The organism is Bacillus sp. z14 (2026) (genome assembly GCF_058313575.1).
In genome coordinates this window covers 174,017-185,942 of sequence record NZ_JBZFQK010000003.1, presented here as the reverse complement: position 1 = coordinate 185,942, position 11,926 = coordinate 174,017, and the positions used below count along the sequence as shown (strand labels likewise).

General features: G+C 37.7%; 10 protein-coding genes. 8 read left to right on the top strand and 2 right to left on the bottom strand.

All coding sequences use genetic code 11. The annotated features are described in order from the left end of the window. Positions 1 to 24: 24 nt before the first annotated feature. The 3 genes from AC4G3O_RS11930 to AC4G3O_RS11920 all read left to right on the top strand — a co-directional run bounded on the left by AC4G3O_RS11930 (position 25) and on the right by AC4G3O_RS11920 (position 3,106). On the top strand, positions 25 to 1,320 hold the full coding sequence (locus AC4G3O_RS11930) for an extracellular solute-binding protein (protein ID WP_066106303.1): 1,296 nt from the start codon (positions 25 to 27) through the stop codon (positions 1,318 to 1,320). A 69-nt stretch (positions 1,321 to 1,389) separates the two neighbouring features. Then, on the top strand, positions 1,390 to 2,268 hold the full coding sequence (locus AC4G3O_RS11925) for a carbohydrate ABC transporter permease (RefSeq protein WP_066106306.1): 879 nt from the start codon (positions 1,390 to 1,392) through the stop codon (positions 2,266 to 2,268). 16 nt (positions 2,269 to 2,284) lie between these two features. After that, complete coding sequence (locus AC4G3O_RS11920) at positions 2,285 to 3,106, top strand: carbohydrate ABC transporter permease (protein ID WP_139892231.1); 822 nt, start codon at positions 2,285 to 2,287, stop codon at positions 3,104 to 3,106. Positions 3,107 to 3,245: 139 nt separating this feature from the next. Here AC4G3O_RS11920 and AC4G3O_RS11915 read toward each other — a convergent pair whose 3' ends face one another. Continuing rightward, a complete protein-coding gene (locus AC4G3O_RS11915) occupies positions 3,246 to 3,878 on the bottom strand; it encodes a YesL family protein (protein WP_139892232.1) in 633 nt (210 codons plus the stop codon). 180 nt (positions 3,879 to 4,058) lie between these two features. Next, entirely contained in the window at positions 4,059 to 4,892 is an 834-nt protein-coding gene (locus AC4G3O_RS11910; RefSeq protein WP_491136225.1) for a TetR/AcrR family transcriptional regulator, read from the bottom strand. A gap of 111 nt (positions 4,893 to 5,003) precedes the next feature. Here AC4G3O_RS11910 and AC4G3O_RS11905 point away from each other — a divergent pair, with 111 nt between their 5' ends. The 5 genes from AC4G3O_RS11905 to AC4G3O_RS11885 all read left to right on the top strand — a co-directional run bounded on the left by AC4G3O_RS11905 (position 5,004) and on the right by AC4G3O_RS11885 (position 11,896). Next, positions 5,004 to 8,102, top strand: coding sequence for an efflux RND transporter permease subunit (locus tag AC4G3O_RS11905; RefSeq protein WP_491136224.1), 3,099 nt, complete (start codon positions 5,004 to 5,006; stop codon positions 8,100 to 8,102). Between the two features lie 138 nt (positions 8,103 to 8,240). Further along, entirely contained in the window at positions 8,241 to 9,086 is an 846-nt protein-coding gene (locus AC4G3O_RS11900) for an aldose epimerase family protein (RefSeq protein WP_140461751.1), read from the top strand. A gap of 157 nt (positions 9,087 to 9,243) precedes the next feature. Then, entirely contained in the window at positions 9,244 to 9,762 is a 519-nt protein-coding gene (locus AC4G3O_RS11895) for a PH domain-containing protein (RefSeq protein ID WP_066106323.1), read from the top strand. Continuing rightward, positions 9,759 to 11,201 carry a PH domain-containing protein gene (locus AC4G3O_RS11890; RefSeq protein WP_139892237.1) on the top strand — a complete coding sequence of 481 codons (1,443 nt, stop codon included), beginning with the start codon at positions 9,759 to 9,761 and terminating at the stop codon, positions 11,199 to 11,201. The genes AC4G3O_RS11895 and AC4G3O_RS11890 overlap by 4 nt, the downstream gene beginning before the upstream one ends. Before the next feature lie 224 nt (positions 11,202 to 11,425). Continuing rightward, complete coding sequence (locus tag AC4G3O_RS11885; protein ID WP_139892238.1) at positions 11,426 to 11,896, top strand: PTS sugar transporter subunit IIA; 471 nt, start codon at positions 11,426 to 11,428, stop codon at positions 11,894 to 11,896. Positions 11,897 to 11,926: the final 30 nt, after the last annotated feature.

The following is an 11,926-nucleotide window of genomic DNA, read 5'->3' as shown; positions in this document are numbered from 1 at the left end:
AAATTAACTATTGGGGGTTTAATTATGCGTAAAAAGAAAGCGTTTTCATTTCTTGCTGGGTTCTTGGCCTTATTTTTAGTTCTAGCGGGATGTTCGTCAGAAACTGAAAAGTCAAACAGTGATGGAAAGAAAGTTGTTAAGTTTATGCACCTATGGCCGGAAGGAAGCTCTAAACAACATCATGAAATTGTTCAGAAAATCGTTGCTGATTATGAGAAGGAACATAAGGATGTTAAGGTTGAGCTTGAAGTACTTAGCAATGAACAATACAAGGATAAAATTAAAGTTTTATCTGCTTCCAATGAACTTCCTGATGTGGGAATGACATGGTCAGCAGGATACCTTCAACCATACGTGGATGGCAAAAAGTTTGCGCCGCTGGATGACATTCTAGAAGGAGATTTAAAGGATTCTTTTGTAGCTGGTACTTCGGAAGCTTACCAAATCGATGGTAAAACGTACGGTCTGCCACTGGAGCTTAATATAGCCTCTGTCTTCTATAATAAGAAAATGTTTAAGGATAATGGCTTAGAAGCTCCAAAAACATTTGATGAGTTAGTAAAGGCCGCAAAAACGCTTGATAAAAATGGAGTTGAGCCAATTGCGCTAGGTAATAAGGATAAATGGACTGGTTCATTATGGTATATGTATTTAGCAGATCGAATTGGCGGGACTGAAGCATTGAAAGGTGCCATTGATCGTTCAGGTTCTTTCGAAGATCCAGCGCTTGTATCTGCCGCTGAAAAAGTACAGGAATTAGTTGATGCAAATGGATTTGTAAACGGATTCAACGGTTTATCTGATGAAGAAGCAAAAAGTATGTTCATGAACAGCCAAGCCGCTATGTATCTAATTGCTACATGGGATTTGCCAAACTACACAACAAATCCAGATGTACCTCAGGAATTTAAAGATCAGGTTGGTTTCTTTGACTTCCCATCTGTTGATGGAAAAGGGGATATGAACAGTTATGTTGGTGGACCTGGAGTAGGATTGTTTGTTTCTGAAGACTCTAAAGTAAAAGAAGAGGCGAAGGATTTCGTATCTTACTTTGTTCAGCAGTGGGGAGAAAAATCTGTCACGGATGCCGGCGTAATACCAGCTACTAAAATTGATGCTGAGAAGCTAGATTTGCCGCAAATGTATGTAGATGTTTTAGGGAAATTAAATAAAGCAACTAATATTACCTTATATGCGGATGTACAATTAAGCTCCGATGCAGCACAGGTTCACTTAGATCAAATTCAAGCTTTATTCGGCAAGGAAACAACTCCAGAGAAATTTGCAAAAGAGCATGAAAAGGCGCTTTCTTCAAAGTAAAACGACAAAGGAAAAGGATTCATCCTGATACGATGAATCCTTTTCCTACATACAGATGAGGTGGTTTTTATGAATAAGGTGATGTCCAATAAGTGGATTATAGCTATGTATATTCTGCCAGCTTTGTTATTGGTCAGTGTACTGATTTTTATCCCGCTTATTTTGACAGGTTATTATGGACTTATGGATTGGGATGGCATTGGAGCCATGAAGTTTATTGGATTGGAGAACTATATAAATGCAATCCAGGACGCGAAATTTTGGGATAGTGCCTGGCATTCCATTTTACTGGCTATCTTTTCAACATTGAGTTTAGTTATCTATTTAGCTATTTCTCTCATTCTTGCTTCCAAAATAAAAGGGGCAAATTTATTAAGGAAAATTTATTTGATTCCAATGCTGCTATCTTCAGTGGCTATTGCGCAGCTTTGGATTAAAGTGTTCAATCCATCGAACGGAATATTAAATACGATATTGGTTTGGTTTGGGGTTGAAAATCCACCATTATGGTTATCTGATACATCTATCGTTTTATATGCTATTTTTATCCCCATCCTATGGCAGTATGCAGGATTTTATATTTTGATTTATTATGCAGCCCTAAAAAATATACCTGAATCTTTAATTGAAGCAGCAAAAATAGACGGTGCTACTCCATGGCAGATTGCCATGAAGATTAAATTGCCGCTAATCATGGGAGTTGTAAAAGTTACAATTGTACTGGCTATTGTTGGTTCACTTAAATATTTCGATCTTATTTATGTTATGACAGGCGGAGGTCCGAACGGATCCAGTGAAGTAATGGCATCCTATATGTATAAGCTGGCTTTCTCATCCTCTAATTTTGGTTACGGCAGTGCAATTGGCTTCCTGTTACTGGTCATTACGTTAATTGTGACGTTTATTATCAATAAACTGACTGCATCCAAGGAAGAAATCCAATATTAGAGAGGAGAGGAAAAGAATGGCTCGTTTTGGAAAGATAGTATTATATATTTGTTTGACAGTTGTTGCGGTCTTTCAGGTGTTCCCAATTATTTGGCTTTTCCTGTTTTCATTAAAGAGCAATCAGGAGATATTTGCGGGTTCGCCCTTTGCTCTTCCCTCCGAATTTAGATGGGAAAACTATTTGAAGGTTTGGGATGGAGGCATAGGATTATACTTTTTTAATAGTATTTGGATTACAGGAGTAGCCATTATTTTGACAGTTCTTTTTGCAAGTATGGCAACTTATGCGATTACGAGGATGCATTGGAAATTCAGTAAGCTGGTGCTTGGTTTGTTTATGATCGGGTTGATGATTCCAATTCACTCAGCATTAATTCCATTGTTCAATATGTTTTTGAACGTAAACTTAATTGATAATCCATGGTCGATTGTTCTTACCTACACTGCATATAATTTACCGATTACGATGATGATTCTGCTTGGCTTCTATACTACATTGCCAAGAGAAATTGAAGAGGCTGCGATCATAGATGGAAGCTCAATCAACCGGATGTTTTTCCGGATTGTCCTGCCAATGTCCATGCCTATTCTTTCTACGACAGTCATCATCAATATGATTTACAATTGGAATGAATTCGTTTTTGTTAATACGTTTATCAGCTCTGATAAATATAAAACCTTAACAGTCGGCATTCAGAATTTTATTGGACAGTATATGACTGACTGGGGTGCCATCGGTGCCACATTAATTATCAGTTTCCTACCATTATTGCTTGCCTTTATTTTCTTTAGTAATAAAGTAATTGAAGGATTATCAGCTAGCGCAGTAAAAGGATAATAGGATAAACCAAAGCGACATACACCTGGCATGGGGAGTATGTCGTTTTTATGGTTAAGGAATTTATTCAATGAAATCAATAAAAGCACAAGTGCGATAAAGGAGCATTTGTGCTTTGCGTTTTAATTAACTGACAGAGTTATAAATCAGTCTGTTTGATTTTGTTGTTTGCCTCTAAACGTTTGAAAGAGGAAGAGGCTAACCATGATGTAATAAAGGAATAAAAGCTTAAACCAAAAATAAATGCAAGTGCAGGGAAGATGAACGAGATGATTGAAAATGCAACAAGGCAAATGACCATCATGATAATTTGGATTGGGCTAATTAACATAATGAAGAATGCTTGTTTATAATTGGATCGTACCGTTAAATCATAATGAGCGAACACAGGAAACAGGTAAAAAAGTAAAAAGATAAAAAATAGAATGCAAGCAAATATCGGGATATGAGTCCAGGTCATAAGCTTGCTTGCCTCGCTCTGTATGTAAAAAAGATCAATACCTATCAATAAAAAGATAATGGATGTATAAATTCCTAAATGATTACTTTTCCAAAAGTCTTTTTTGTAATAGGACGAAAAAGTATTGAACACAGGTAAATCCGAATTCCCTCTCAACCATTCTCTCATTACAGAAAACATGGCTGTGGTGGCGGGGTATATCCCTAAAACAATTACACCGGCCAGCGTGAATAAAATCCATAATATATTTACATAAGCAAACCTCATAACCCATTCCAATATGGTATAAAGGCTGTTTCCTAAATCCTTCAATTACGAAAACCCCTCCCTGGTGAAATCATCTTATTCTATTTATTATACTGCAATATCGCAGGGTGTAATAAATATTAATAGAATAAATAGAATATTTGATATGGAACTATCAATAAGTATAAATAAAATCCCAGGCATTTTCTGCGTTTGGGATTTATGAATAATTCCGGTTGTTAAAATTTATTGTAATGTCTCCAAATATGTTTCATATAAATAAGCAGTCCATTTAGTGTGGGAATTTGCCTTTAAGTTTTTTAGTAGCCCTTGAATGATGACTCCTGGATATTGGGGGTTCAATAAATCATCTTTTAATAGCTCTAATGATTGCTGTATGGTTTGATCTGATATTTCATCCTTTTTTGCAGTGAGCAAATCCACCAGTTCCCCCTTGGTAGGAATGATAGATTTTGAGCTTGTATAGGTTAAATATTCTGCTGAAATAAGCGGAATGTCTGCCTGGTTAGCTAGAATGGTTACCTTTTCAACTAACGATTTGCATACTGTATCAAGCTCAAAAGGATAATTTGATATGAATAGCTCTGCATATAGTTTAGAGAAACTTTTAATGGTATAAACCAAATCTGGTCGCATCGAATCATCCGCATTTGGAAATTGTCGGTCAACAATAGAGAATATAATAGAGTTCATAAATTGATCATATTTTGATAACTGTTCAAATAATTCCATACTACAGGAGGTAAATTGTTCTGTTATTAAAACCTTTGCAAAGTTGGAATGGCTTTGATACGAACTAAAAATATTAAAATAAAAATGATAAAGCAGTGAATGGTCTGAATTAGATTCACTGACCGCCTGTTCAATATTCGCTGCCATATCGCTCAGGAAGTAATCAATAAGTGCATAAACTAATTCATCCTTAGATTTATAAGATAGGTAGAATGCGCCTTTTGAGATTCCGCATACTTCCGTTATTTGTTGAACAGATGTTGCTTCAATTCCATTCTTTGCGAAAAGCTCAAAGGCCCTTTCCATTATTAATTGTTTTTTAACCATGCCGACACCCCTGTTCATTTAGTTGACATCTGACCAACCAGTCATTATTATAATTAATTGTAGGAATCGAGTCAATTGTTTGAATTTTTTTAGTTAAAGGAAGGTGTAAGGGTGAAGGGGTTAGTCAACTTTGTTTTAGGAAATAAACTGGCCGTGTGGCTATTAACGATTATTATTACAGCATCAGGAATCTATTCAGGTACAAGAATGAAAATGGAGTCAATTCCAGATATATCTATTCCTTACTTAATTGTAATGGGTGTATATCCCGGTGCTGCTCCAGAGCAAGTAATGAATGAAGTCTCCATTCCAATGGAGAAGGCAATAGAAGGACTTGAAGATGTCAATGCCGTATATTCCAATTCATCATCCAGTGTATCTCAGGTTCAGGTAGAGTATGAGTACGGAGTAGATATGGATGAGAAAAAGCGTCAGCTTGAATCAGCTATTGACGGAGTAAAAATGCCGGAGGATGCTGAAGAACCATCTATTATGGCAATCAGTATGAATATGATGCCGATTCTATCCTTATCCATCAGCAGTGAGGAAGAGGACATTGTAGATTTAACCTCGACTGTTGAAGATACAATCCTGCCTAAGATTGAAGATATTGATGGTGTAGCTTCTGCAACTATCACAGGACAGCATATAGAAGAAGTAAACTTCAGTTACGATCAGGAAAAGATGAAGCAATTGGGACTGACTGAAGACAAAGTGAAGGAAATGATTCAGGCGAGTGATATGGAGCTTTCACTCGGTCTTTATGAGTTTGAGGAAGGCGAAGAAGCGGTTTATGTAGATGGTAAACTAAAAACAGTTGATGACCTGAAAAACATGGTCATTCCAGTTACACCGTCTGCGGAAAATCCAACGCCATTTGTGAAATTGAGTGACATTGCAAAAATTGAAACGGTTGGTAAAGTAGAATCCGTTTCACGTACGAACAGTAAGGATGCCATAGCGATTCAAATCGTTAAAGGGCAGGAAGCAAATACCGTGACAGTCGTGAATGCTGTTAAAGATTTAATTGATGACCAGGAGAAGGCAATCGATGGATTGAAGATCGATGTTACGCTTGACCAGGGTAAACCAATTGAAGACTCTGTATTTACGATGATTGAAAAAGCTTTATTTGGCGGATTAATTGCGATTCTGGTTATCTTGTTATTTTTACGGGATATCAAATCTACGATTATATCCATTATCTCTATACCAGTATCCATTTTCATGGCATTGTTGCTCTTGAATTGGATGGATATTACTTTAAATATCATGACACTTGGTGCGATTACGGTTGCGATTGGACGGGTAATTGATGACTCCATTGTCGTTGTGGAAAATATTTATCGAAGAATGCACTTGAAAGAAGAGAAGCTTAGAGGGCGTGCACTGATTCGTGAAGCAACGCTTGAAATGTTCAAGCCTATATTGTCTTCAACATTAGTAACGATAGCAGTATTTGCCCCAATGGTCTTCATTGGTGGTATGGTAGGAGAATTGTTCATGCCATTCGCCTTAACAATGTCATTTGCCTTGATTGCATCGTTAATCGTGGCCATTACAATTGTTCCGGCACTATCTCACTTCTTATTCCGTAAAGGAATATATGGTGAAAGAAAAGAAGGTCAGCATAAAGAAGTAGGTAAACTAGCATTATGGTATAAAGGTGTATTGGCGAAGGTGCTGAACCATAAAATCATCACCTCCATTATCGCTGTTGTTCTGCTAGTTGGTTCAATAGCCTTAACACCGTTAATTGGATTCAGCTTTATGGGATCACAGGAAGAGAAAACAATGTATATTACGTACACACCAGCTACTGGTGAGTTACAGGAAGATACATTGAAAAACATTGAGCAAGTCGAAGAGAAGTTAATGGATCGGAAAGATATAGATACAATCCAGATATCCGTAAACGATTCTGATTCTGCTGATATGGCAGCATCTATGGCTATGGGCGGCGGTGCTGGCGGAGCATTAATGTTCCTCATCTTTGATCCTGATATGGAAAACTTCAGTGAGGCAAAAGAAGAAGTTGAAGAATATTTACTTAATATCGGCCAATCAGGTGAATGGAAGCTGCAAGACTTTGCAGCTATGGGCGGCATGTCATCCAATGAAGTAAGCTACACGATTTACAGTAAGGACTTGGATGATCTGCAGAATGCTGTTAAACAAGTGGAAGGCGCTCTCGGTAATGTGGATGAAGTTGAAGATGTGACTTCTGATGCCGAGGATCCATATGTTGAGCACGTATTAAATGTGGATCAGGCGGATGTCCTGCAATATGGTTTAACTACTGGCCAAATTGTTATGGCACTAAATGCATCTGATCAAAAAGAAGTATTAACGACAGTTGAAAATGATGGCAATGATATAGAGGTAGTCGTTCAACGTGAAGCGAAAGCTGATCCGAAATCAATGGATGACTTACTGAAAACGCCAATACCAACTGCACAGGGTACGGCAATGCCTTTATCCGAGTTAGTAAAAGTTGAAGAAGGCACAACACTCAACACATTAGCTCGTTCTGAAGGTGAGTATTATGCGACTGTGTCTGCAACCATTATCGGTGAAGATGTATCCAAGGCTTCAACTGCAGCAGATGAAGAAGTGGATAAACTCGATCTACCTAAGGGTGTAACGACGGGAGTTGCGGGCGTTGCAGCAGATATGACTGAGACATTTACACAGCTAGGGGTGGCCATGATTGCAGCAGTTGCAATTGTCTACTTTATCCTAGTTGTCACATTCCGTGAAGGATTGGCGCCATTTGCCATTCTGTTCTCCTTGCCATTTGCAGTAATAGGTTCATTTGTTGGATTATATCTAACTGATCAAACCATTTCTGTATCTGTTATGATGGGTCTGTTAATGTTAATTGGTATTGTTGTTACAAATGCCATAGTGTTAGTTGACCGTATCATTCACATGGAACGTGAAGGAATGAAGATGCGTGAAGCCATTCTTGAGGCTGGAGCAACAAGATTGCGCCCAATTCTCATGACTGCTATTGCTACAATTGGTGCAATGATACCAATGGCACTCGGTGATGGCGGCGGTGGAGGTCTTGTTTCAAAAGACCTGGCTATTACCGTTATTGGCGGTTTGATTAGTTCCACGCTATTAACTTTAGTAGTAGTACCGATTGTTTATGAGGTACTTTCTAAAATGCTTAAGAAGAATCGTAAGGATATAGTAGAAGACTAAACAACTAAAAACACAGTTTCCTAGCAACCTAGTTTGCTAACGAAACTGTGTTTTTTTGTCTAGCCATTAATCAATATGAGTATGAATTGTGGTATAATTCACAAATATAAATCAATTTAGGTTTAAGGAGTGAACGGAATGACGATGGAAGTAATGGCGGGTTATAACGTAATCGTTCTTACGGAAAAAGCCACAGATTCAAGAGCGGTTTTATGTCCGGAAAGAGGGGGCATCTTAATTCAGCTAACTCTTCATGGAAAGGACATTTTATATTTACAAGAGGAAACGTTTGCGGATCCAGCAAAAAATATCCGCGGAGGAAACCCGGTTCTGTTTCCAATCTGTGGTCCATTACCAAACAATGAATATCAATTAAACGGACATACATATACAATGCGACAGCATGGATTTGCCCGGAATAAAGCTTGGAAAGTAATCGATCAAGCTTCAAATTGGGCTACTTTACAACTGCAGGATGATGAAGAAAGCTTTAAACAATACCCTTTTCATTTTTCTCTAGAATTTACGTATAAATTGGAAGACGGAAAACTAAGTATCTACCAAACCTACAAAAATTTATCATCAGAAACCATGCCATTCTATGCTGGTTTTCATCCTTATTTTAATGCGAATCATCCAAACAGTCGTTATGAAATTCCAGCAACTCAATATGTTGATAATGAAGATGGCATAACAAAAAAGTACGAAGAAAATCTAAAAGATTTACCTATTCAGGATGCAAAGAATTTCAATCCGGTATCTGAAGGGATATCCAGACTAAGTAATAATCAAGACACTATAGAAGTAGAGTATAGCAACGACTTTACTACCATTGTTGTGTGGTCAGAACGGCCAAATCAATATGTATGTCTTGAACCATGGATGGCATTACCTGGTGGATTTGAACAGATGGAAGGTGTTGTTCGTTTACCTGCGCACGATGAGTTACAGGCTAAATGCAGTATCTCAATCAAGCTGGGATAAACCTGGAAGGATACAACTCGGTAAGGCTAGTTACCGGGTTTTTTTATTTGATTGAAAGGAATAGAAGGTTTTTTGTCGAAATAAGGGATAGGAGCATAACAGAGTAAATATCTATCCTCACGTATAGATAGTAAAAGATAAGCAGGGATGTGGAGCAATGTATTTACAGATTCAAGAACCGACGCAGAGAATATCGAAGGACAGTATATTGGTTTGGAGGCTGTCCAAAACACTTGGGCATGGAGCCACTATCCTCGTAGCTGGGGTATTATGGTATCTATCTGAAATGTATGAATGGAAAACGTGGATCACCTATACTTTAATCGTGCTTATAGGTTTGACAGTGCTTTCAGCTATTTATGAAATTTTATTTGAACCGTACTATAAATATAAAACCTGGAGATACGAGATTGACGAGGAATACGTTCAATTGAAGCGTGGCCATTTTATTGTAGAGCACATTGTGATTCCGATGGCAAAAGTAGAATATGTATCGACACATCAAGGCCCCTTCTTACGAAAGTATCAGCTTTATGATGTTGAAATAGGAACCACAACTACAAATCATACGATTCCAGCGATACCAGCTGAACAAGCGATCGCTTTAAGGGAGCAAATTGCGATTTTCGCGAAGGTTAAAGACCGTGATGAAAAAGGAATGGAGCAGGAGTTATGAATCACTCTAAAAAAAGACAGCATCCTGCCTGGATTCTTATAGAAATCGTTTCATTTATTAAAAGTCTCTTATTTATTATCATCTTCCTATTTATTTTAAATGCTGGCACAGAGACCGGTTGGGTTGTATGGGCGCGATATGCATTTTGGGCTGTTGTTGCCTGGGCCCTTATATACATTCCATTAAAATGGTATTCAAATACCTATGAATTGAACGAAGAAGCGATCGTTCTTCATGAGGGTGTGTTGGTTAAAAAGCTGCGTACAACAACCTATGAACGAATTCAGGACCATCATATTCAAACAAACTTTATTCATAAGCTGCTTGGGCTAACAACGATTAAACTTGAAACCGGGACTACGGATGACGAATCGACTCTAATCTTTGAGGCTGTTAGTTCAGAGGAAGCGGATCGCATCCTTGATTTAGTATACAGGAAAAATTCCAATCGGTTAGATGAAGCAAAAGAAGAAGAAGTCGTTGAAAAACAGATCTACTTCCGCTCCACTCAAAAAGATAACCTAAAAGCTGCGCTGACGTCATTCAGTTTTCTAGCCATTTTCCCTCTTCTGGCAGCTGTGTACTCAAATATTGATGATTTTTTTAATGTAGAGGAATCCACTAAAGCAGTGTTTACCTACTTTATGAATCACTTAGGTTTATTGGTTCCGTTGATTATAATTGCGCTTCTTCTTTCTTTTGGAATAGGATATATCCAAACTGTCATCAAGTATGGGAATTATGAAATAGCCGGTGATAATCAAAGGATTTATATTTCTAAAGGAGTGTTGAACAGAAACACTTTTTCTATACAAAAAAGCAGGGTTCAGGCGATTACGATTAAACAGTCTTTAATCAAGCGTCTTCTGGGGATGGCCGAGGTCAAGGTAGTAAGTGCCGGCCAAACAGAGAGTAGTGAACAGGAGATTAGTTCACTTTATCCATTTTTACCAAAGCATGAAGCCTATTCGTTAACGAATGAATTATTGCCAGATTATCATATTGAAGAAGAAATGACTCATTTACCGAAGCACGTATTATGGCTAAGGCTAATTCGCCCTTATTACTGGACGATTGCTGCTTTGATCGGTCTCTTTTTATTCAAGAAAGACTGGATTTGGTTGGCGATAGGTGTATTTGTAATTGAGCTGATTCTCCGCCTCCTTAATTATAAATTTACAAGCTATTTGCAAACGGATGCTTTCATCCAAGTACGAAATGGCGGTTTAATTACAGAAACCTTTTTAACAAAACGTAAGAATATTCAGCAAACCGTGAGTAAATATTCATGGCTGCAGCGTAAATTTAACGTGGCTACATTGGAATTCACCAATCGCTCCAAGCCGGTTGTCATTACTTCATTACCTGATGTACCAAAGGAAGTCGTTGTCGAATTTCATGAATGGTATAAGGGTAGTGAAAATATAAAAAGATTGTAAGTGCATCCAAAATTATCCTGTAATTTACATAGGAAAAATGATACTATGGAGATAGAAATGTTATCTGTCTCACATGTAACTGATACGATCAGGCATGGTGGTATAGTGATAGGTTAGTAGTAACCTATTTCTAATTCCGCCATGCCTTTTTTTGTCAATAGGACAGGATGAAGATTAATTTCTAAATACAATTCATATCTATAGACAGAGAGGAGCAATTAAGAATGGCATTTAGTTTTTTTAAGAAGAAAGAGAATAATTTGGTGGCACCGTTAAATGGTACAGTTATTTCAATTGAAGAGGTTCCCGATCCGGTATTTAGCCAAAAAATGATGGGAGAAGGTATTGCAATTCAGCCTTCGGGCGGCCATGTATATGCGCCTTTTAATGGAGAGATTATCATGATTGCTCCAACCAAACATGCCATTGCGATCCGCAGTAAATCTGGTATTGAGGTCTTAATTCATATTGGTCTTGAAACCGTTGCCTTAAATGGAGAAGGATTTCAGCCTTCCGTTAAAGAAGGAGAACAGGTGAGAGTTGGACAATTGTTGATAGAGGTGGATTGGGCGTATTTAGAGGAGCGAGTTGAAAGTACGGTTACTCCAATTATAGTGATGAATAGCGATAAGGAAATTACCTACGGCAGTAAGGGAACGTGTACACAAGGTGAAACGGTTATTATGACAATCTAAAACTATTTTTTATTATACATGAAAGGAGGT